At 48.5% G+C, this 21,822-nt stretch carries 16 protein-coding genes; 10 read left to right on the top strand and 6 right to left on the bottom strand.

All coding sequences use genetic code 11. The features are described from left to right. The first annotated feature begins 121 nt into the window (after positions 1-121). Both R3187_RS18240 and sohB read left to right on the top strand, forming a co-directional pair. Positions 122-2,485, top strand: a complete 2,364-nt coding sequence (locus R3187_RS18240) for a VolA/Pla-1 family phospholipase (RefSeq protein ID WP_318968496.1) — start codon at positions 122-124, stop codon at positions 2,483-2,485. A gap of 102 nt (positions 2,486-2,587) precedes the next feature. Further along, positions 2,588-3,589, top strand: coding sequence for a protease SohB (gene sohB, locus R3187_RS18235; protein ID WP_318968495.1), 1,002 nt, complete (start codon positions 2,588-2,590; stop codon positions 3,587-3,589). A 62-nt stretch (positions 3,590-3,651) separates the two neighbouring features. On the opposite strand, the gene R3187_RS18230 is transcribed toward sohB, so the two are convergent. After that, complete coding sequence (locus tag R3187_RS18230; RefSeq protein WP_318968494.1) at positions 3,652-4,986, bottom strand: dicarboxylate/amino acid:cation symporter; 1,335 nt, start codon at positions 4,984-4,986, stop codon at positions 3,652-3,654. 170 nt (positions 4,987-5,156) lie between these two features. On the opposite strand from R3187_RS18230, the gene R3187_RS18225 reads away from it, so the two are divergent. Continuing rightward, positions 5,157-7,439 carry an Ig-like domain-containing protein gene (locus R3187_RS18225; RefSeq protein ID WP_318968493.1) on the top strand — a complete coding sequence of 761 codons (2,283 nt, stop codon included), beginning with the start codon at positions 5,157-5,159 and terminating at the stop codon, positions 7,437-7,439. A 60-nt stretch (positions 7,440-7,499) separates the two neighbouring features. Here R3187_RS18225 and astB read toward each other — a convergent pair whose 3' ends face one another. Further along, on the bottom strand, positions 7,500-8,840 hold the full coding sequence (gene astB, locus R3187_RS18220) for an N-succinylarginine dihydrolase (RefSeq protein ID WP_318968492.1): 1,341 nt from the start codon (positions 8,838-8,840) through the stop codon (positions 7,500-7,502). A gap of 232 nt (positions 8,841-9,072) precedes the next feature. Here astB and topA point away from each other — a divergent pair, with 232 nt between their 5' ends. Further along, positions 9,073-11,688 (top strand): type I DNA topoisomerase, encoded by a 2,616-nt coding sequence (gene topA / locus R3187_RS18215; protein ID WP_318968491.1) that lies wholly within the window; start codon positions 9,073-9,075, stop codon positions 11,686-11,688. Positions 11,689-11,728: 40 nt separating this feature from the next. On the opposite strand, the gene R3187_RS18210 is transcribed toward topA, so the two are convergent. Continuing rightward, positions 11,729-12,493, bottom strand: a complete 765-nt coding sequence (locus tag R3187_RS18210; RefSeq protein WP_318968490.1) for a hypothetical protein — start codon at positions 12,491-12,493, stop codon at positions 11,729-11,731. A gap of 74 nt (positions 12,494-12,567) precedes the next feature. Next, positions 12,568-13,257, bottom strand: coding sequence for a sensor histidine kinase (locus tag R3187_RS18205; RefSeq protein ID WP_318968489.1), 690 nt, complete (start codon positions 13,255-13,257; stop codon positions 12,568-12,570). Between the two features lie 156 nt (positions 13,258-13,413). Between R3187_RS18205 and cysB the strand changes: the two genes are divergently transcribed. After that, a complete protein-coding gene (gene cysB, locus R3187_RS18200; protein ID WP_318968488.1) occupies positions 13,414-14,391 on the top strand; it encodes an HTH-type transcriptional regulator CysB in 978 nt (325 codons plus the stop codon). Between the two features lie 77 nt (positions 14,392-14,468). Here the strand turns inward: cysB and metE are convergent, their stop codons facing one another. Further along, positions 14,469-16,736 carry a 5-methyltetrahydropteroyltriglutamate--homocysteine S-methyltransferase gene (gene metE, locus R3187_RS18195; RefSeq protein ID WP_318968487.1) on the bottom strand — a complete coding sequence of 756 codons (2,268 nt, stop codon included), beginning with the start codon at positions 16,734-16,736 and terminating at the stop codon, positions 14,469-14,471. 105 nt (positions 16,737-16,841) lie between these two features. Here metE and R3187_RS18190 point away from each other — a divergent pair, with 105 nt between their 5' ends. The 4 genes from R3187_RS18190 to R3187_RS18175 all read left to right on the top strand — a co-directional run bounded on the left by R3187_RS18190 (position 16,842) and on the right by R3187_RS18175 (position 20,208). Then, on the top strand, positions 16,842-17,759 hold the full coding sequence (locus R3187_RS18190; RefSeq protein WP_318968486.1) for a LysR substrate-binding domain-containing protein: 918 nt from the start codon (positions 16,842-16,844) through the stop codon (positions 17,757-17,759). 39 nt (positions 17,760-17,798) lie between these two features. Continuing rightward, complete coding sequence (locus R3187_RS18185) at positions 17,799-18,653, top strand: sterol desaturase family protein (RefSeq protein ID WP_318968485.1); 855 nt, start codon at positions 17,799-17,801, stop codon at positions 18,651-18,653. A gap of 156 nt (positions 18,654-18,809) precedes the next feature. Beyond that, positions 18,810-19,262, top strand: a complete 453-nt coding sequence (locus R3187_RS18180; RefSeq protein ID WP_318968484.1) for a DUF4112 domain-containing protein — start codon at positions 18,810-18,812, stop codon at positions 19,260-19,262. A 121-nt stretch (positions 19,263-19,383) separates the two neighbouring features. Continuing rightward, positions 19,384-20,208 (top strand): transporter substrate-binding domain-containing protein, encoded by an 825-nt coding sequence (locus R3187_RS18175; RefSeq protein ID WP_318968483.1) that lies wholly within the window; start codon positions 19,384-19,386, stop codon positions 20,206-20,208. Positions 20,209-20,229: 21 nt separating this feature from the next. Here the strand turns inward: R3187_RS18175 and mutH are convergent, their stop codons facing one another. After that, on the bottom strand, positions 20,230-20,907 hold the full coding sequence (gene mutH, locus R3187_RS18170) for a DNA mismatch repair endonuclease MutH (protein WP_318968482.1): 678 nt from the start codon (positions 20,905-20,907) through the stop codon (positions 20,230-20,232). A 408-nt stretch (positions 20,908-21,315) separates the two neighbouring features. Between mutH and rppH the strand changes: the two genes are divergently transcribed. Next, the gene (gene rppH, locus R3187_RS18165) at positions 21,316-21,819 is read left to right on the top strand and encodes an RNA pyrophosphohydrolase (protein WP_318968481.1); all 504 of its coding nucleotides are present in this window, start codon (positions 21,316-21,318) and stop codon (positions 21,817-21,819) included. The last annotated feature ends 3 nt before the right edge of the window (positions 21,820-21,822 follow it).

Raw genomic sequence — 21,822 nt, 5'->3', positions numbered from 1 at the left:
ACTTTAACTGGTCGTAGCTGTTCAGTATGAACAGCCACTTTCAACTAAAAAGAATTCGTAATAAGCAAAGCAAGGTTTTGCTTTGCAATAAAAAAATAAGCGTTAAGGACGGGGAGACATTATGAAAAAGCTTGCTATTAGTATCGCTGTTGCGGCAGCGGTCGGCCTGGCTGGTTGCGGTGATTCATTAGAAGATATAAAGCAAGAGGTTGCTGATCAGGGTGCAGTTAAACCAGCTTCCAGAGTGGTATTTGATCCGACAGCAAGTCGGGTCTCAGTACCAAACGACTTATTATTTCAAGGTACCACAGATGGCACCTTAACGCTGGACAGTGGTGCAAACCCGGATTATACCAACCCGCAAACTGCCATCGGTGCGCTGGACGGTTGGTCTACGCAGAACCCGTTCGCGATTGAGCTCAGTTTCCCGGCAGAGACGACCTTAAATGCAGATTCGGCCCAGACCCCTGGTGCAGTCAGATTATTTAAAGCATTAATGGGCGACCCGATGTCGCCGGAAGCGGCTTGTCAGGAGGTGCCACGTGGTGCTGCCTGTCAGATAGTTGAAGAGCTGATGTTTGGTCAGGATTTCATTACTGCCGCGCGTGGTAACAGCGTCGCAGTGATTCCTCTGAAACCGTTGGAAAGCGCCACCACGTATTTGCTGGCGATGACCAACGTGTTGCAGGACAGTAATGGTGAGTCTGTTAAGCCGTCTACCACTTATGAATTAGTTAAGCAGGACATAGCAACTTTACCGCTTGCGACTGATTCTCAACGTTCTTTACAGGGCGTAATTAACAGTTTTGAAAATGCTCTGGTAAGGGATGAGGGACTTAATAAAGACAACATTATCTACACCGCCGCTATCACGACTCAATCTGTTGGTGCAGTGCTTTCTACCTTAAAGCAATTGATGGCCTCGCCAACACCAACCGGTTATGGCCCGTCGCCGCTGGTTGTCAATAATACAGGGCTGACTGTGTCACAACTCAGTCCTAATTTCGCCGGAAATCCGGCGTTTGCTCTTGCCCGCTACTACACCGGTACCATGAACCTGCCTTATTATTTGGGTTTACCAACGGAGGCTAATCCAACAGCACCGCTCAATACCCGCTGGATGGCTCGTTGTGACAGTGGTGCCATTATTGCGGCATTGCCACCGGAGATGAAACCAGAGACGCCGGTGTCGGAAAACGATGGCGCTTGTCAGGCATTAAGTGGTGGCGCGTTACGGGATTTAGGTGTTGATTCTGCCCGGCATTTAACTAAGTTTAATACCATTCCTAAAATTAATGGCTATCAGACAGTTGATGTGCAAATGACGGTGCCGGACGAGGCTGTTATTAATAAACCTGCTACAGGCTGGCCAGTAATTATTCTGCAACACGGCATTACTTCACGCCGCTCTGACATGCTGGCAATTACCGGTACCCTGGCCTCCCAAGGTTTTGCAACGGTGGCCATTGACCATCCGTTACATGGCGACCGTGGTTTTGGCCAGTTAAATGCCAGTAGCGGTAACGCGACAGTGTATATGAACCTGAGTAATTTACTGGTGACCCGTGATAATTTACGACAGAGTATTGCTGATATGCTGGCGTTACGTTTAGCGTTAAACTTTGCGCAGGGCGTTGATTTAGACACCAGCCGGGTCCAGTTTTTAGGCCACTCACTGGGCGGGATTACCGGCACCTCTATGGTGGCGCTGGCAAATACCACTACCGGCAATCCGCAGTTAGATGCATTGTACGGTGTTGAAACGGCGACACTGGCAATGCCAGGTGGTGCGGTAGCGAACTTCCTGCTTGATTCAGCGGCATTCGGTCCCCTGATTAAAGCCAGCGTTATGTTAGGTGCCGGTGGCGCATTAACCGAGCATTTTGTTACTTATGTTGCGACCAACACGAATTGTGGTGTGCCGACAGCTGAGACTGCTGCAACCTATCCAGGATGTGCCGCTCCAGTGGTTAATGCCTATCTGGCCACGCTTGCTGAGCCTGCCAATGCTGCACAGCAGGCACGGGTTTCTGCGACGTTAACCCAGTTTGCCTTCGCTGCGCAGACGGTAACAGATGCTGGTGACCCTAATAACTATGCTGAGCGCCTTGTTAACAGCGAAACGCCGGTATATATGATTGAGGTTGTCGGTAATGCCGAGGGTAATTTACCAGATCAGGTTATTCCAAATGGTTATTTTAACCCGTTAGCAGCGCTGGCAGCAGGTAAAATGCCTCTGGCCGGTACTGAGCCGCTGGCTCGTCTGCTAAATGCTGCTGCTGTTCCAGCCACTGCTGGTGGGATCACCCTGAATGGTAACAATGCCATTGCCCGTTTCAGCGCCGGTGATCATGGTTCAATTCTGAGCCCGGCCGCCAGTCTGGCAGCGACTCAGGAAATGCAAACCCAAAGCGTGACCTTTTTCCTAAACAGAGGTCAGGGACTGCTGGTTTCAAACCCTGCGGTTCTAGCAAGCGGAAACTAAGCCTGCTGGCGTAGTATAAAGCCCGGCGGCTTCAGGCACCGGGCTTTTTCTTTTTCAGAATCAGGATAGAATAGGTTTTTTCAGCCAGATAGGAGCGTTACTTTGGCATTTTTAATGGAATATGGCATGTTTTTGGCGAAAGCTGCAACTATCGTTTTCGCGGTTGCGCTGGTGATTGGCATCATAGTTAATGCCAGTCACAAACCAAAGGCGAAGAAAGGTAGCTTAGAGTTTACCGATCTGAGTAAACATTACCGGCAGCAAACTGAAGACTTACAGCAGCGTCTGCTGCAGAAAAAAGCGTTTAAACAATGGCAGAAGGGCCGGCATAAAGCTGAAAAATTGCAGTCCGATGAGCTGCCCTGCTTGTTTGTACTTGAGTTTAATGGCTCTATCGATGCCAGAGAAACGGAATCGCTGCGGGAAGAAGTTAGCGCGGTGCTGGCTGTGGCAAAGCCTGAAGATGAAGTACTGTTGCGGCTAGAGAGTGGTGGTGGGGTAGTACATGGCTACGGGTTAGCTGCATCGCAGCTGGACAGGATCCGTCAGCAGGGAATAACACTGACCGTGGCCGTGGATAAAGTAGCAGCGAGTGGCGGCTATATGATGGCCTGTATTGGCAGCAAAATTATCGCTGCACCTTTTGCGATTTTGGGTTCAATAGGGGTAATTGCTCAGTTGCCTAATTTTCACAAATTATTGCAGAAAAACCATGTCGATTTTGAGCAGTTTACCGCGGGAGAATTTAAGCGCACGGTAACATTGTTTGGTGAGAATACCGACAAGGGCAGGCAGAAATTTCAGCAGGAGCTGGAAGAAACCCATGTGTTGTTTAAGTCATTTGTGCAACAGCATCGTCCGCAGCTGGATGTGTCGCGGGTGGCAACCGGAGAACATTGGTTCGGTTATCAGGCGCTCGAACTGCTGCTGGTAGACGAAATTCAGACCAGCGATGACTATCTGATGAACAAAATGACCGGGCACCGGGTGTATAAAGTTAATTACCAGCTGAAAAAAGGCCTGGCGGATAAAGTAGGTATCGGCTCTGCCAATGTGTTGTCGCTATGGTGGCAACGGTTGGTGCAACACAACTGGCAGCGGTAGCAAATAGAATTCAGACAACAGCAGGCCGTTTTGACCCGTTGTTGTCTGCTGCAGGGACAGGCTTAGCGCAAATGATGAAAGTCCAGGTTCTCATCTTTAACACCGGCTGTTGAATCGTTAAATACAGCCTCGTCAAATTGTTTTTCACTTTTGCCAACAATGCAGGAAACCATGGCATCGCCGGTAACGTTTACCGCCGTGCGGGTCATATCCAGCAAGCGGTCAACCCCTATTATTAACGCAATACCTTCAACCGGCAGCCCCACTTGCTGTAATACCATTGCCAGCATAATTAAGCCAACGCCCGGCACGCCGGCCGTACCGATTGACGCTAATGTTGCGGTCAGAATAACCATCAGATAATCAGCAATGGTTAGATCGACCAGGTACACCTGCGCGATAAAAACGGTGGCGACACCCTGCATAATAGCGGTGCCATCCATATTAATTGTGGCACCTAAGGGCACGGTAAAAGAGGCGATACTGTTTTTAACACCCAGCTTTTTGGTTACCGTTTCCATCGTCACCGGCATCGTCGCATTGCTGCTGGAAGTGCTGAAACCAAACAAGGCCGCGTCACGCATCTTCCGTAAAAAAATCAGTGGATTCAAACCTGTAAGCAATTTTAAAATAATGCTGTAGCTCACCAGGCCATGGAAGATAAGCACAGTAAGTACAACACCAAAATACATTGCCAGGCTTTTGATAGTTTCAAATCCCAGCGTGGTAAATAATTTCGCCATCAGAAAAAACACGCCGTAGGGTGCCAGATTCATCAGAATAGTAACCAGCTTCATGATGACTTCACTTAAATCAGTAAAAACAGCAGCCAGTCGTTCACCCGGTTTACCACTTAACGCCATTGCAATACCAAACAACACTGCAAAGACGATAATCTGCAGCATATTGCCCTGCGCCATCGATTCAACAGGGTTGCTGGGGAAGATGTTGATAAATACCTGCGCCAGGGAGGGGGCTTCAGAAATATCGAAGTTAGCGTCAGATTGACGATCAACACCTTCTCCCGGCGCTACTAATAACGCAGCGGCCATAGCCAGACTAATCGCTACTGCTGTGGTAATAAGGTAAAGACCAATGGTTTTGCCGCCAAGCCGACCCAGGGTCGAGGTATCAGACAGCGAACAGGTTCCGCAAACTAATGAGACAAATACCAGCGGTACAACCAGCATTTTTAAACTGGCAATAAATATTTCGCCACCCACGTGAAAAATGCCGTCTACAAAAAAAGCTTTCAGAGGCAATTCCAGGCCAAACAGGGACAGGACCCGTTCTTCCTGACCAGCCAACATAGCTTTAAAAAAGAAGCCTACTAAGATGCCTGCCACCATGCCGATGACTATGCGGGCGGTTAATCCCAATTTTCGATTATTGCTCATTGTTTTAGTTATATATCAGTGCGGAATGTGCTTAAGACTATCAGTTTGCAGCGCCATTGGGCAGGGTTGATAAAAATTTTTTTGAAAATTGCTGTGACGTAGTGATAATTAATGGTTTAAGATGCAATTAACAAAAACTATATATAAAAAAACAGCTAGGGAGAGTTTTCATGCGAAACATCCGGCAACTACTTGTTGCATTAATGATTACATCGCTGGCCGCCTGCGGTGGCGGTGGTACCTTAGACAGTGGCAGCGGCGGTGGCGGCGGTGGTTCAGGTGGCAACACTCCGGTGTTTACACTTGCTGTTACCCTGACGAATGCAGCTGGTACAGAGTCAAATAACTTATCGCAAGACACGCCACTGGTTGTTACTGCAACTTTGAGCGCAACGAATAACGGCAATGTCGCTAACCGGCTTATTTCTTTTGAAGTCTCTGGCGATGGCCTGGCGACTTTGGGCAACGATGCGGGTTCCGCCTCTACCAATGCTGATGGTGTCGCTACTATTCCACTCAATGTGGGTAACCGGTCCGGTGCCGGCCAGGTCACGGCAACCTTTGGTGACGTCTCTGCCAGTGCAGTATTTAATTCTGCCGGTGATGGTGGTGATGACGTTGATGTGACCATTGGCTCTGTTTCTCTGATTGCTGATACCCTGCAACTGGGCACCGGCGCGTCAAGTAAGGTGGAGCTGTCAGCGCTGGTTCGCGATGCGAATAATGTGGTGCTGGCCGATATCCCGGTAATATTTTCTTCTGACTCTGGTGAGCTGGTGCAAATTGACAGTGTGACCGGTGCCAATGGTGTTGCTAAAGCAACCTTAACGTCACAGACAAATAAAACTAACCGTGATGTGTTAGTGACCGCCCGGGTTCAACAGCAAACCACCCAATTAACCGTCGCAGTGGTGGGTACCAGTATCAATATCGCAGCGCCAAACTCTGTTGTGCTGGGTGATACCTCTACCATTGATATTTTTGTTACTGATTCTAATGGCATTGGTATTCAGGGATCCGTAATTGAAGTTGTATCTTCACTGGGTAACACTCTGAGTGAGACCAGTCCAGTGACATCGGGTACTGCCGGCAAAGCCAGCATCAGCTATACAGCGACAAATAGCGGCACTGATACGTTAACGGCAACCGCTTTAGGTGTGACCAACAGTGAAACCATCAATATCAGTGCAGATGAATTTGCATTTTTGACGATGAATGGTGCTGATGGCGAACCCCTTGCCGGAGACCCGGTCCAGGAAGTACCGTTAAATAGTGCCCAGGAAGTTGAAGTGGAATGGTTGGTAAACAGCGCTGCCAATAATGGTGAGCTCGTTACATTTAACACTACTCGTGGCGAAATTACTTCAGTACCAAATGACGATTCTGAGCCGGTTTTTAGTGGCCTAGTAAAGAGTGAGGACACAACTGAGTCTGGACGAGCTAACGCCGTCATTCGGTCGCAGTTTGCCGGCTTGGCCACTATCAGTGCGCTGGGTGGTGAAGGCGCTGATGCAGTCAGTGCAAAAAAGGTGATTGAGTTTGTTGCTATCAACCCGACTCAACTAGAAGCACAGGCATTTCCGGCACAAATCGGCGTTGGTGAGTCCAGTGCTATCCGGGCGATCTTGCGCGACAGCAATAATAACCCGGTTAAAAACCAGACCATTGTATTTTCACTTAATAGCTCTGCCGGCGGCACGATAAGTACCGGTACCGCTGTGACTAACTCTCAGGGCGTGGCTTCTACAGTATTTACTGCCGATTCCACAACCGGCGGCGGCGTAAACGGGCAGAATCTGGTGATTAAGGCCAGCCTGCAAGCCGACAATGCAATTTTTGATGAAACCGACATCGCTGTTGGTCAGCGTACGTTGTTTTTCCGCTTTGGTACCGGGAATGTTATTACTAAACCCAGTGCCAGTACTTATGCGAAAGAGTTTACTGTAATTGTGACAGATAGCTCAGGTAACCCGGTTGGAAACCAGCAACTTAATGTTGCGGTGGTTCCTACGCTTTACCGAAAAGGTGTATGGGTAAAAAATCCTACGCCGCCAGCCGCGTTTAAAAACTGGGCTGCGCTATGGTCTGGGGCGGAGTCGTTTCCAGGAGCTAACGGCTGCATTAATGAAGACCTGAACTTAAATGGTATTCTTGACGCAGGTGAAGATGAAAATGGCGATGGCCAGTTGACACCAGGAAATGGTTCTGTTGTTGTTCCTGCGACAGTGACGGCTGATGACAATGGCTTAGCTGTATTTAATGTGAGGTATACTCAAGATGTTGCTGAGTGGCTTGATGTGCGTTTACAGGTGACTGGCTTTGCTGCAGGCACTGAAAATGTGGCTCATAGAGTTTATAGTCTGCCTGTAGCCGCAGAAGATGTAACAACGGAAACCAGTCCGCCAACAGAAAACCCGTTTGGTTCTGCATCATTGTGTAGCAATCCTTTGTAAAGCATTCAGATAATAAAAAGGGAGCTGATTCAGCTCCCTTTTTTTATCGTTTTTTTTAACTTAACGCTGGAACTGATAAACCGAACCCAGATTTAAAATCTGCGTAAGCTCATCCAAGGCGGTTCTTGATTCTGAAAGCAGCTGCGGATCAGCCAGGTCGGCTTCCGAAATCTGGTCACGATAGTGTTTGTCCACCCAGCTGTTCAGGGTAGAGAATAACTGCTCGTTCATCAGTACATGCGGATTGACAGCCTGACGTTCCTGCTCACTTAATGCGACCCGCAAGCGCAAACAGGCCGGGCCGCCGCCATTGCGCATACTTTGTTTTACATCATAATAATGAACATGCTTAATCGGAGTGCCACAGCCGGTTAGTTCGGCCAGATAGCGGCTTACTGCGGGGCTGTCCTGACACTCTGTCGGGGCGATAATCGCCATTTCGCCATTAGCCAGGGTAATGACCTGAGTATTGAACAGGTAAGTATTAATCGCTTCCTGCACCGACACTTCACTGGTATTCACTTCTATCAGGAACAGCTCACTGTCATTACCAAATTTACGCTTGAGCTCACCCAGTTTAGTCTGCGTATCAACAAAGGCCTGCTGATGGTAGAACAGCACGTTCTGGTTGCCGACCGCGATAACATCGTTATGAAACACGCCCTGATCAATCACCTCAGGGTTTTGTTGCATATAGACGACATGTTCTTCACTTAAGCCATGTAAACGGGCCACAGCCTCACAGGCTTCCAGTGTGTGCCGGGCCGGGAAACGTTTTGGGGCGGCTTGGCTCTGATCGAACGCATAGCGACCAAACACAAACATCTCAACACCTTTTTTACCGTAGTCACTGCATAATCTGGTATGATTTGCCGCGCCTTCATCGCCAAAATGGTCATTATCGGGCAAATGCTGGTGGTGAGCGAAGTGCTCTGGATCAGCGAACATTGCCTGTAATATTCTGCCGGTAGTCTGAGGTTCCAGTGACCGGTGAAATTTATTGGTTAAGTTCGCCGGGGTAAAATGTACTTTATTATCTGCGGTGTCGGCACTTGGCGATATCGTAGCAGCATTGGCTGTCCACATACTGGATGCCGAGCAAACAGCACGAAATACCGCAGGCGCCTGTTTTGCCGCGGTGGCGATGATGTCACTGTCTGAACCGGTAAAGCCCAGCCGGCGTAAGGTGTAAACATCCGGACGTTCCTGCGGCGCCAATACGCCTTGCACTAAACCTAAATCGTGCAACGCTTTCATTTTCTGCAAACCCTGCTTAGCGGCTTGTTTTGGGCTGGAAGTGTTGTTAGCGTTAGATAAAGAGGCAACATTGCCGACTGACAAACCGGCATAGTTATGGGTTGGTCCTACCAGACCATCGAAATTTGCTTCAAAATACTTCATTTTTGCTTTATATCCTTCTGTTGGAAGGGGCACTGTTTTTATTATTATTGCGGCCGCTTATTGTTTTTTTATGCTTCATTTAGGAGTTGGCTATCAAATAGCCGCTGGGTCTGTAAAATGGCCCAGATTGCATAATAATGAGTTTATTCACTTGTCACAACTGCGGTTTGCGGATATATGTTAAAAAAGGGCGGCCAAAAGGCGGCTACAGTTAGGGAATTCAGGTTTTAAGATGGCGAAATCACTGGTAATAGTCGAATCACCGGCAAAAGCAAAGACAATCAATAAATATTTAGGAAACGATTACGTCGTTAAATCGAGTGTTGGCCACATTCGCGATCTGCCCACCAGCAGTAGTAAAGATAAGGCCCGTACTACCGATAAAAGTCTGAGCAAAGAAGAGAAAGATTATAAAGCGCTGGTCGATCGGATGGGAATAGACCCGGCGCATGGCTGGAAAGCCCGCTATGAAATTTTGCCCGGTAAAGAAAAAGTGGTTAAGGAGCTTAAAGCCCTGGCTGATAAAGCTGATACCGTATATCTGGCAACGGATTTGGACCGTGAAGGAGAGGCTATCGCCTGGCATTTACAGGAAATCATCGGCGGCCAGCCTGATAAATTTAAGCGGGTGGTGTTTAATGAAATTACCAAATCTGCCATTTCCAATGCCTTTGTTGAGCCAGGTCAGGTTAATGTTGACCAGGTTAATGCCCAGCAGGCCCGCCGGTTTTTAGATCGGGTAGTCGGCTTTATGGTATCCCCGTTGCTTTGGAAAAAAGTAGCCCGGGGCTTATCTGCCGGTCGGGTACAGTCAGTCGCTGTGCGCTTAGTGGTAGAGCGGGAACGGGAGATAAAAGCCTTTGTGCCGGAAGAATACTGGACTCTGGCTGCGGATACATTAACGGATAATCAACAACCGTTGCTGCTTGATGTAGTCCGGGAAAATGGCAAAGCCTTTAAACCGGTAAATAAAAAACAGGCAGACACTGCAGTAAAAAGCTTACAGGATGCCCGTTTTGAAGTAATCGATCGGGAAGATAAGCCCAGCAGCAGTAAACCGCAGGCACCCTTTATCACGTCAACCTTGCAGCAGGCAGCCAGCACCCGCTTAGGCTATGGCGTTAAAAAAACCATGATGTTGGCACAGCGACTGTACGAGGCTGGCCATATTACTTATATGCGTACTGACTCTACCAACCTCAGTACTGAAGCGGTAAGTGCTTGTCGCGATTATATCAATGACAAATTTGGCAAAAAGTACCTGACTGCTGAGCCAGTCAGCTATGGCAGTAAAGCGAATGCACAGGAAGCGCATGAAGCAGTGCGGCCCTCTGAAGTCAGAGTGTTAGCCAGTGATCTTACTGATATGGAAGCCGATGCCCGTAAACTGTACGAATTAATCTGGCGTCAGTTCGTTGCCTGTCAAATGCCGCCAGCGCAGTATGATGTCACTAATATCACGGTGGCCGCAGCAGATTTCGAATTAAAAGCCAAAGGTCGGGTATTACGTTTTGACGGCTGGACCCGGGTGCAACCGGCAGTTAAACGCAAGGGTGAAGAGGATAACGAGCTGCCTGATGTGACAAAAGGTCAGCAATTACAATTACAGCAGTTGCAAAGTGCCCAGCACTTCACAAAGCCGGCTGCCCGCTTCAGTGAGGCCAGTCTGGTCAAAGAGCTGGAGAAACGCGGCATAGGCCGGCCTTCCACTTATGCCGCCATTATTTCAACTATTCAGGATCGGGGCTATGTCCGGGTTGAGAACAAACGTTTTTACGCTGAGAAAATGGGCGAAATCGTTACTGATCGGCTGGTAGAGAATTTTGATGATTTAATGAACTATGATTTTACCGCCAATATGGAGCTTACTCTTGACGACATCGCTAAAGGGCAAAAGCAATGGCGTAAAGAGCTTGATAATTTTTATACCGGCTTTTCTGACAAACTGAAGACAGCCGAACAAGACCCGGAACAGGGCGGAATGCGTGCCAATCAGTTTGTACTGACGGATATCGACTGTCCCAGTTGTGGCCGTAAAATGGGTATTCGCACGGCGTCTACCGGGGTGTTCCTTGGTTGCTCGGGCTATAACCTGCCACCGAAAGAACGTTGTACGACTACCCTGAATCTGTTACCAGGTGATGAAGCGGTAAAAGTAACTGATGAAGATGAGCTGGAAACTGAGGCGCTGCGCCAGAAAAAGCGCTGTGCTAAATGCGGCACGGCGATGGACAGTTATTTGATTGATGAACAGCGTAAGCTTCACGTCTGTGGTAACAACCCGGAGTGTGACGGCTATGAACTGGAAACCGGCAATTTCAAAATTAAAGGCTACGAGGGGCCGGTCATCGAGTGTGACAAGTGTGGCAGTGATATGCAGTTAAAGTCAGGCCGCTTTGGCAAGTACTTTGGTTGTACTAACAGCGAGTGTAAAAATACCCGCAAGCTGCTGCGTAGTGGCGAAGCTGCGCCACCGAAAGAAGATCCGGTGCATCTGCCTGAGTTAAAATGCGAGAAATCCGATGCTTACTTTGTGCTCAGAGACGGTGCTGCAGGACTGTTCCTGGCGGCCTCAACCTTTCCTAAGTCACGGGAAACCAGGGCGCCTTTGGTCAGTGAGCTGAAAAAGTTCCGCGAGCGGATTTCACCAAAGTTTTATTACCTGGCCGACGCGCCCGTTAAAGACAACGAAGGCAACCCGACTATTGTTCGCTGGAGCCGCAAAACCAAGCAGCAGTATGTAATGACAGAGAAAGAGGGCAAAGCGACAGGGTGGGCCGCCTGGTATGAAAACGGCAAATGGGTGGTTTCAGCTAAAGATACTAAGGATAAACCCGCTGCAAAATAGTCAGCATTAACCTGAAAAAAGGCACCTGAGGTGCCTTTTTTTACCATTTGCGCTTGGGCGCAAACAGCTCATCAATATCTTTGTTTTCTTTTTCTTCTTTCTTTTCCCTGTCCCGTAAATTACCGGCTTTAAGCTCTGTGGCAATATCTTCCAGCGTTTGCACCACTTCAGCTTTACGGCTAACGACATAGTCGTCCTGGTGGCTGCTGCCATTTAGTGATGTCAGTGCTTTTTCAAAATACTGGCGAGCGGAGCCAAGCATATTGTTACTGCGGGCCTGTTTGCCGCGCTTGATCTGGCTTTCGACATTAATTCGTAATTGCAGTATTTCTAAGCGTTTATCCTCGGCGATAACGGTCGAGGTATCAATATTACCCCGGGCATGCTCGCTGCGCAGAGTTGTCCGTAGTTTCTTTATGCCCCTTATCAGCCCTATTAATTGCTGATCGTTGTCAGGCAGTGTCAGATTATCAGTTGCGGCGGCATCCGGGTTCTCAGGTTCTTTCAGGCGGGTTTCTGCTTCCTGCAATCGTTGTTTTAACTCTCTGGTTCCTGGCTCAAGCTCCACCATCGCGCGTAAGGCAAAAGCCATCCGTTTTAACAGCATCGTGGTAATGGCAGGGGTAAAAGGTACATTGGCGGTATTGGTCAGCATATCCTCGGTATCATCAAGCAAATGACGTAATTTGGTAAACTCTGACCGTTTCAGGCTGGCTATCCGCTCTTTATGTTGTTGTACAACGTTGACCACGACAGCAATAATCACCAGGGCTACAATAAGTGAGATGATAATAGGTAACAACATGCAGACCTCTGATCGACTAGGCGTTTATAAATTATAGTAATCTGAAATGACGACAATGAACAGTATTCTGAAATTCAGGGCAGAGTTAACCTGAAACTGCCACCTTTTAGCTCACTATTATTTTGCAAACTGACGATACCGCGCTGATTCTTATTATAATGAGCCCGGGCAATTAACTTGGCAAAGAAGATACCCAGCCCGGTATGACCGTGGCGTAAATCCGGTTTATGCATATCGGCTGCAGCGTTATGCAGCATAAAATCGGGAAAACCCGGGCCATCATCTGCCACCACGATCTGCAGCTGATTGTCGGTAATCGTTGCCCCGATCAGGATCTGTTCAGTGCTGTAGCGCAGGGCATTGGCAACGGCATCGTTCAGGATAGTCAGGATCAGATCCCGGTCAAAAAACCAGTTTAAATCGTCATCGGCATTTATGGTAACTGTTATACCGCGCTGGCTAGCGTAATATTGATTTTTCAGAAGCAACTCTTCAAACAACTCCTGCAGATAATGCTGGTCAATCTGCACCGGTAACTGTTGCCGGTCGAGACGATACAATGATAGCAACTGCAGCAAATTTGAATTAAGCCGGTTTGCTTCATAATTAAGCCGTGCCAGTTCTTCACGGGCGCCGTGGGACAATTTAGCGCCTTCGGCCTGAATTAATTCTGCCGATTGGATAACCATGCACAATGAGTTTTTCATATCGTGCACACTGCTGGCCAGTATAGTGGCATAGTCGATTTCTGTTGGCGTAGTCATAACGGCTCCGGACACCTGTCAATAGTATAAGTCATGGGGTTGTTAATTTTTTTTTGCTACTTATAGTTATAGTATTGCCACTTATAAAAATTAGTTGGAATATCTGACAAGACGGGTATATTGAGCGAAGAGCATTCGTTACCGGACCTGGGCCAGATGAAATTACAGCAATTGCGTTACATTGTAGAGGTGTTAAACCATAACTTAAATGTGTCAGCAACGGCAGAAAGCCTTTATACCTCGCAACCCGGGATCAGTAAACAGGTCAGGATGCTGGAAGATGAGCTGGGTATTCAGGTATTTGGCCGCAGTGGCAAACATCTGACTCACGTTACCCCGGCCGGACGGGATGTCATCGAAATAGCGCAGCAAATTTTAGCAAAAGTAGAAAGTATAAAAGCGGTGGCCAAGGAGCATACGCTACCTGATCAGGGCAAATTAAATATTGCCACCACCCATACCCAGGCTCGTTATGCTTTACCACCTGTTATCAGCGGTTTTATGCAGAAATATCCTAAAGTATCACTGCATATGCATCAGGGCTCACCGCAACAAATATCTGAAGCCGCCTCGCGCGGTGAAGCTGATTTTGCTATTGCGACGGAAGCCCTGCATTTGTATGGTGATTTAGTGATGTTACCTTGCTATCACTGGAACCGCAGCGTCATCGTCAGGCAGGATCATCCATTGGCTCAGCTTGGCCGAAAGATTGCCGTGGAAGATGTGGCCCAGCATCCGATTGTCACTTATGTCTTTGGTTTTACCGGCCGCTCTGAGCTGGACCGTGCTTTTGCAGCAAAAGGCCTGGAACCGCGGATTGTCTTTACTGCCACCGATGCTGATGTGCTGAAGACTTATGTCAGGCTTGGGCTGGGGGTTGGGGTTATTGCCTCAATGGCTATTGATCCGCAACTGGACAAAGATTTGGTGGCACTGGATGCCAGGCATCTGTTTGAAGCCTCGACCACCAAAATTGGTTTTCGCAAAGGCGCGTTTTTACGTACCTATATGTATGATTTTATCCAGCGATTCGCTCCTCATCTGACGAAAGATGTGGTTGAACGGGCAAATTTACTGCGCAATCAGGAAGAAATTGACCGGATGTTTGACAGCTTCGAGCTGCCGGTACGCTAACAATAGTTACAATAAAACAGCCAGACTCTGATCCGCAAGTCTGGCTTCGTGGCAAGTGCCAACAGCAAGAATTTCGTTTACAGCAGTTCGCTACGCAGTTCTTTGCAGGCTTTGACCATATTGGTTAGCGCCGAGCGGGTTTCTGGCCACCCTCTGGTTTTCAGACCACAGTCCGGATTTACCCATAATCTATCAGCAGGGATCTTAGCAGCTGCCCGTTGAATAAGTTGTTTTATCCAGCTTACGGTCGGCACGTTCGGTGAATGGATATCATACACGCCCGGGCCTATTTCATTCGGATAGGCAAAGTCTTCAAATGCAGTCAGCAGTGCCATATCTGAGCGGGAAGTTTCAATGGTAATGACATCGGCATCCAGAGCGGCAATGGCGGTAATAATGTCATTAAATTCGCTGTAGCACATATGGGTATGTATTTGAGTCGTATCACGCACGTCACTGCTACATAATTTAAATGTCGCGACTGCCCAGTCAAGATAAGGCTGCCACTGGCTTTGCCGCAGCGGTAAACCTTCCCGTAGCGCCGGTTCGTCGATTTGAATAATTTCAATTCCCGCTGCCTCTAAATCCTGTATTTCCGCTCTTAATGCCAGACTTATCTGGCAGGCAATATCCTGACGGCTGATATCCTCCCGGGGGAACGACCAGCCCAGTATTGTTACCGGACCTGTTAGCATGCCTTTTACCGGCTTAGTGGTAAGTGACTGGGCATAACAACTCCATGCTACTGTCATCGGTTCAGGCCGGCTGATATCACCTATAATAATTGGCGGTTTAACGCAGCGCGATCCATAGCTTTGAACCCAGCCCGCCTGGCTGAACACAAAGCCATTTAACAATTCGCCAAAATACTCCACCATATCGTTGCGCTCCGCTTCGCCATGAACCAGTACGTCCAGCCCGATGTGTTCCTGCTCGGCGATTGCCAGCTGAATATGCTGTCTTATCTGCTGCTGATATTGCTCGGTATCTATTTTACCGGTTTTGACGGCCAGCCGGCTTCGCCGGATATCTGCAGTTTGCGGAAAAGAACCAATGGTGGTGCTTGGTAGTAATGGCAGCTTGAAATGTTGACGCTGGGCCTGTTGGCGCAGCGCAAAGGGCGACTTACGTCCGGCCGGTTGCTTTGCAATATCAGCAACGGCCTGTTGTACCGCCGGATTATGTACCCGGGCTGACTGCTGCCTGGCTGCCACTGGCTGGCTGTAGTGAGCAAGCGCCGTGGTAACATTGGTTTGCAGTGCCTGTTTTAACAGCGCAAGTTCCTGACACTTTTGTTTGGCAAAAGCGAACCAGCTACGGGCTTCAGGATCCAGCGCGGTTTCCAGCTCAAGATCTACCGGGCTGTGCAGTAAAGAACAGGAAGGCGCCAGCCAGAGCTTGTCGCCCCGTTGCTGATATACTGGCTGCAGCTGCCGGTAAAGGGTGGCTAAATCACTTCGCCAGATGTTACGACCATTAATTATCCCGGCTGATAATACCCAGCCCTCTGGCAGTGCCTGGCTTATCAATGCAATGTCACTGTTACCGGCGACAAAATCAACATGCAGTCCGTCGAGGGGCAAAGCGGTTAACAGCGGGATCGTATCCGATATATCAGCAAAGTAGGTTGCCAGCAGCAGCTTTACCCTACCTTTATCAAGTTGCTGGTATGCCGTTGTGTACGCTTGTAACCAGCTATCTGTCAGCTCCAGCGCTAATACCGGCTCATCAATTTGCAGCCAGCTGATCCCCAGACTATTCAGTTTATCCAATATTTGCTGATAGGCCTGCAACAACTGAGGCAACAGGTTTAGTTTGTCCTGATTGCAGATACTTTTTCCCAAATACAGATAACTCAATGGCCCCAGTAACACCGGTTTAGCATTAAAGCCGGCTTGCTGAGCCTCGGTTATCTGTTCAAACCAGAACATATCAGCCAGCCGGAATGTCTGGTTTTCAGCAAACTCTGGCACAATATAGTGGTAATTGGTATTAAACCATTTTGTCATGTCACTGGCTGCAGCGGGTTTGCCGCGCGGAGCCCGGCCTCTGGCGATCCTGAACTGCGTATCAAGATCAGCGGTATCAGAGTCGTTGCGGTGACGCGCTGGAATAACATCAAGCAACATAGACGTCGCCAGCACATGATCGTACCAGGCGAAATCACCTACCGGCAGCAAATCTATGCCGGCGTTAGCTTGCAGTAACCACTGCTTTTGGCGCAGTTCACGGCCGGTTTGCAACAGCTGCTGCTGGTTTATACTACCTTGCCAGTAAGCTTCTAAAGCCCGTTTTAATTCGCGTTTAGGACCAATTCGCGGAAATCCCAGATTGTGAGTCAGCATAATATTCTCCTTTTAGACATCCAGATGTTGAGATGTCCATTATTAGGCGTTATGCTGCTGCATACAAATGAAAAAATGGCGTTTACCGGATGAAGAAAATTCATAATGGTTGAAATTAAACATCTGAAAGCTATTCAGGCGCTGGCTGATCTGGGCTCGGTGCAGGGGGCTGCCAGCTTTCTTTGCGTTACCCAGTCAGCATTGTCACACCAACTGGCACAGCTGGAACGCCGGCTGGGACAGCAGGTATTTATCCGTAAAACCCAGCCTGTTATATTTACCGCCTGTGGCCAGCTGCTGCTGGATTGTGCTGCTAAGGTATTGCCGCAAATCAAGGCATTAAACCAGTTATTAAAGCCGGAAAGTATTGAACCCGGGGTACTTCAGTTGTGTGTTGAGTGCCACGCCTGTTTCCACTGGTTAATGCCGGCGGTCAGATCTTTCAGCAGCCAGTTCCCCCAGTGCCGGATAGACTGGGTAGCAGAAATTGAGCATCAGGCTGTGGAAAAGTTGCTGCACGGCGAGCTGGACGTGGTGCTGACGTCCGATAAACGCCCGGATGACAGGCTAAGTTATCTGCCTCTTTTCAGCATGCAGTTACGGGCCCTGATGAGCCCACAACATCCGCTAGCAACGAAAGGCTGGCTTGATCCAGCTGATTTACAGCAACAAACCCTGCTTGGATACCCGTTGCCCCAATCCCGCCAGGACGTATTCCGGTTTTTTCTGGCACCTTTGCCATTTCAGGGGGTGCAGCGCCAAGTCAGTCAGGCCAGTCAGATTTTGCAGCTGGTCGCGGCTGAACAGGGGATAGCAGTATTACCTGACTGGATGGCGGAACCCTTTTTGCAGCATGGGCTAATCGCCAGCCGGGCCCTGGGACACTCAGGCCTGTGGCGGCCGATGTTTCTGTGTTGCCGCCGCCAGCAAGCACAAACGCAGGCTATAAGGCAGTTAACAGCCGCATTGTGTTGCCACCGGCCTGAAAGTACCCGCGCTGCTTGTACACAGATGCAGGATTAACGTACTATTTAATCCGGTTTACATTAACAGCGAACAGCAATGCCACCCGTAGAATTAATCTTATTAGCGTTAAGTCCGGTATTTTTATTATGTGTGGTACTGGAGTGGCGGTTTGCTGTACTTAGAAAATATAACTGGTACCAGTGGCGTGATACGCTGGCAAATGCCATGCTGGCCTTACTGCACCAGGGCTCTGATATGCTGGCACTTGTCTTATTAATACCCTTTTTGTACTGGCTGCATCAGTACCGGCTGTTTACAATTGAACTGACTGCGCTGAATGTACTGCTGGCGTTTATTCTGCAGGACTTCCTGTATTACTGGTTTCATCGTGGCTCGCATCATATCCGCTGGCTTTGGGCATCGCATGTGGCGCATCACAGTTCGCGGCTGATGAATTTCAGCACGTCTTTCAGGCAAAGCCTGACTTATCCGCTGTCCGGCATGTGGTTATTCTGGCTGCCAATGGTGTTAATAGGTTATGAGCCCACGCTGGTATTTGCTGTCGTGGCGCTTAATCTGGCATTTCAGTTTTTTGTCCATACTCAGGCCATTGGCCGGCTTGGTGTGCTGGAGCACATCTTTAATACCCCATCACATCATCGGGTGCATCATGCCTGCAATGATATTTATATTGATCGTAATTTTGCCGGCGTATTGATCATCTGGGATAAGCTGTTTGGTACTTTTGTGCCGGAGCAAGCCGATGAGCCCTGTCGCTATGGGATTACTGACGATTTTAATTCGACCAACCCGTTAACCATCACCTTTTACGAATGGCGTCGAATGTGGCAAGAATTGCGCTGTGAAGAGCGGTCGCAGCCAGCTTGGAAGGTACTACTTAAAATGCCAAGAAAGTCGCCAGCGAGCCCTATTACAAAAATACCAGAATAAGCTACAACGTCGGCGAAAAAACCACATTGCGCTAAGCTTTAATTGTCTTGAACTATCGCTCTGAAGGAGGAGCTGATTAAATATCAGCCCGCCATGTTATCAGTTTTGTCATCCAGGATTACAGGTAGCAATTCAAATGGAAAAGGAGACCGACGAATGAAAACAAAAAGTCGTTTTACTCAGCGCCTGGCCTGGTTCTTAGACGAGAGTATTCCTCTGCCTGGTGGCTATAGAATTGGTCTGGATGGTCTCATTGGTCTAATACCAGGAATAGGTGACTTTATCACCGGCCTCTTATCCAGCGCCATTATTTATAAAGCCCATCAGTTAGGTGTGCCGCGGATGATATTGGGCAAAATGATTATAAATTTGATGATTGATACGGTAGTTGGCGCTATTCCAATTGCCGGTGATTTGTTTGATTTTGTCTGGAAATCAAATAGACGCAATGTTGCTTTACTGGAAGATTATCTGCAGCAACCTAAACAAGTTTACCGAAAATCAGTTATGCAAAACATATTATTCGTTGTTGCGCTGTTTGGTATTCTGGCACTGACAGTCGCCTTTATCGTTTGGATAGTGGGATTGCTTGTCAGTTTTGGTTGGTAATGCTGGTAAAGGTAACCTCAGACCCGCCAGAAAAAATGCCTGAATAAGTTGCTATGCTGCCGCGCAAAAAAAACAATTTGCACTAAGCTTGTATTAAAGTCATAGCACCATGAGGTGATTTATGAAGTCTATCAAGCTTTTACTATCATTGGCCCTGCTGTTAACTATGGTTGCCTGTCAACCGGTCTCCGAGCCCGAAGTCGCACTGCCAGCCGAGCCGATAGCGCAGCGCATGTCTGCTGTGCCGCCTCAGTGTTCACTGACGATGGGATTTGATGCCTGGGAGCCTTATCAGTATATGACGGTAGGTAATACTGTCACCGGGCTTGATGTTGAACTGGTAAGGGCAGTAGCCGCCGAAATGCAGTGTGAACTGAACATAGTTCAGGGAAGCTGGGTCGAATTACTGGGCTTGCTGCGCGAGGGAGAAATCGACTTTGTGCTCGGCGCCTCGGTTACTGAAGATCGTCAGGCGTTTGCTTATTTCTCGGAGCCTTACCGTCAGGAGCAATTTTCGCTGTATGTGCGGGCAGATGACGTTGGTTTGCCGGTAAACAGTATTGAAGAGTTTATTGCAGCAGGTTATAAGCTTGGCATCGTCAATGAATATTACTATGGCGATGAACTTGCAACACTGTATGCCTCTGCCGAGTACCGGCCACAATTTGTTGGCGCAATTATCAGTGAAATGAATATGGCCCGTTTGCTGGATGAAGAAATTGACGGTTTGCTGGAAGACAGCTTTGTTGCCGCATCAATATTGCGGCGTAAAGGGCTGGATGACCTGATAAAGCCGCATCAAATCACCTTGGGTAACAACGATGTGTATGTCATGTTCAGCAAAGCGTCGGTCGAAGAGCAGCTGGTTGCTGAATTCAACCGGGGTTTGGCAGCGATTAAACAAAATGGCTTATATCAGCAAATTATGCAGCGTTATCAGGACTGATCCCGGGGCGGGTTAATGTATTCAGCCACGGTTCGCCAGATTAAACTGGCGGCGCAGTATAGCCGCGGTAAAACTGGCTTTCAGATAAAAGCCCCGCGGCAGGGTCTGAATGGGTTGACCATTGGCACCAACTGCCGCCGTTAACGCTTTGCTGTCGGCGGCTTTAGGCCTCAGTTGCAGCACTTTGCCATGAGCTCCCCGGATCTGATCAATGCCACCGAGGCTTATCAACTCCATTAACTCCTCCCAGTCTTGCTGCAGCGCCTGCTGTTCAGCTGCAGAGGGCTGCCATAAAAATGCTGAACCAATAATCCGCTCGGCGACGGGTATCTGTCGTTCGGCCAGGACAGGTACCCAAAGCACCCGCTGCAGTTTCTGGCAAATCCATGATTGCTGCCAGCTCTGGTTGGTAACGCCGGTAAGTGGCGCCACGCAAACATAGGTGCTTTCCAGTGGTTTGCCCTGCTGGTCAATAGGTAAGGTTTTGAGTTCAATGCCCAGCGCAGGGAAGTCAGGCAATGCCTGAGAACCCGCTTCTGCTCCCAACGCCAGCTCAAGTAGCTGTCCGACCCAGCCTTTATCACGCTTTAAATCAGCCGGCACCACTACCTTTAATTCGCCAGCCAACTGGCCAAGTGTCATGCCTGCAATATTGCGGCAGCGTTGTAACAGCTGTTCGGTTGTTTTCAATGGGATCATAGTCACAGTATCAGTCGCTGCACTGAGTAGCTTCAGCTACGCCACACCGTACCATTTTTACTGCAGCTGCGCTGCTTAAAAACGCAGCAAACTAACTTATGCACAGCTGTCACAAACAAAAAGCGCCAACAATATACTTATAAATAGTTGTAATTATTAGACTTTGGCTTAAACGTTACAACCTTGACCAGCCTGATATTGTCGTTACTCAACAGCCTTTCGCAACTTAACAACAGTTTTATCCACAGAGCCTGTGAAGAAGTTCACAAAGCTTAACCTGGTAAGGTGTAAAATGTGGATAACTTTGTTTTGACCGCAGCGGTAAGGCGGTTGAAATTCTGTTTGCTGTAACCGCGACTTTGTGAAAGAATCTTTGTTATAGCAGAAATAGACTCGCTAGAGGTTTGTGTGATCGATGCCGAAGGTTTTCGGGCCAATGTCGGCATAGTAATTTGTAACACCCAGGGACAGGTGTTTTGGGCAAAACGATATGGTCAGCATTCCTGGCAGTATCCACAGGGTGGCATTGATGATGGCGAAACGCCAGAGCAGGCCATGTATCGCGAACTGCATGAGGAAGTCGGGCTCAGGCCCGAAGATGTAGAAATAATCAGTGTTACCAAGCATTGGTTGCGCTATAAGCTTCCAAAACGGTTAATTCGCAAAGACAGTAATCCTGTGTGTATCGGGCAAAAGCAAAAGTGGTTTTTATTGCGTTTGACCTGTCGGGAAGAAGATGTGAATCTGGCTGTAACATCGCATCCTGAGTTCGATAACTGGCGTTGGGTCAGCTATTGGTATCCGGTGCGTCAGGTAGTGGCTTTTAAACGAGAAGTTTATCGAAAGGTCATGCGCGAATTTGCCCCGGTTGCTTTGCCATTTACCCGTAGAGATGTTAGAAAAAAGTTTTAAGAA

Origin of the sequence: Arsukibacterium sp. (genome assembly GCF_033721375.1) — a bacterium.
Taxonomy (GTDB): Bacteria; Pseudomonadota; Gammaproteobacteria; order Enterobacterales; family Alteromonadaceae; genus Alishewanella.
Note: the sequence above shows the minus strand (reverse complement) of the source record. Positions and strands in the feature narration are given on the sequence as shown.

Coding starts and splice junctions, on each gene's coding strand:
- metE (WP_318968487.1), bottom strand. CDS start 16,736: ATGCTGACTCACAATCTGGGATTTCCGCGAATTGGTCCTAAACGCGAA.
- R3187_RS18210 (WP_318968490.1), bottom strand. CDS start 12,493: ATGTTGTTACCTATTATCATCTCACTTATTGTAGCCCTGGTGATTATT.
- R3187_RS18185 (WP_318968485.1), top strand. CDS start 17,799: ATGCCACCCGTAGAATTAATCTTATTAGCGTTAAGTCCGGTATTTTTA.
- topA (WP_318968491.1), top strand. CDS start 9,073: ATGGCGAAATCACTGGTAATAGTCGAATCACCGGCAAAAGCAAAGACA.
- R3187_RS18175 (WP_318968483.1), top strand. CDS start 19,384: ATGAAGTCTATCAAGCTTTTACTATCATTGGCCCTGCTGTTAACTATG.
- mutH (WP_318968482.1), bottom strand. CDS start 20,907: ATGATCCCATTGAAAACAACCGAACAGCTGTTACAACGCTGCCGCAAT.
- cysB (WP_318968488.1), top strand. CDS start 13,414: ATGAAATTACAGCAATTGCGTTACATTGTAGAGGTGTTAAACCATAAC.
- R3187_RS18205 (WP_318968489.1), bottom strand. CDS start 13,257: ATGACTACGCCAACAGAAATCGACTATGCCACTATACTGGCCAGCAGT.
- R3187_RS18180 (WP_318968484.1), top strand. CDS start 18,810: ATGAAAACAAAAAGTCGTTTTACTCAGCGCCTGGCCTGGTTCTTAGAC.
- R3187_RS18230 (WP_318968494.1), bottom strand. CDS start 4,986: ATGAGCAATAATCGAAAATTGGGATTAACCGCCCGCATAGTCATCGGC.
- R3187_RS18240 (WP_318968496.1), top strand. CDS start 122: ATGAAAAAGCTTGCTATTAGTATCGCTGTTGCGGCAGCGGTCGGCCTG.
- R3187_RS18190 (WP_318968486.1), top strand. CDS start 16,842: ATGGTTGAAATTAAACATCTGAAAGCTATTCAGGCGCTGGCTGATCTG.
- R3187_RS18225 (WP_318968493.1), top strand. CDS start 5,157: ATGCGAAACATCCGGCAACTACTTGTTGCATTAATGATTACATCGCTG.
- astB (WP_318968492.1), bottom strand. CDS start 8,840: ATGAAGTATTTTGAAGCAAATTTCGATGGTCTGGTAGGACCAACCCAT.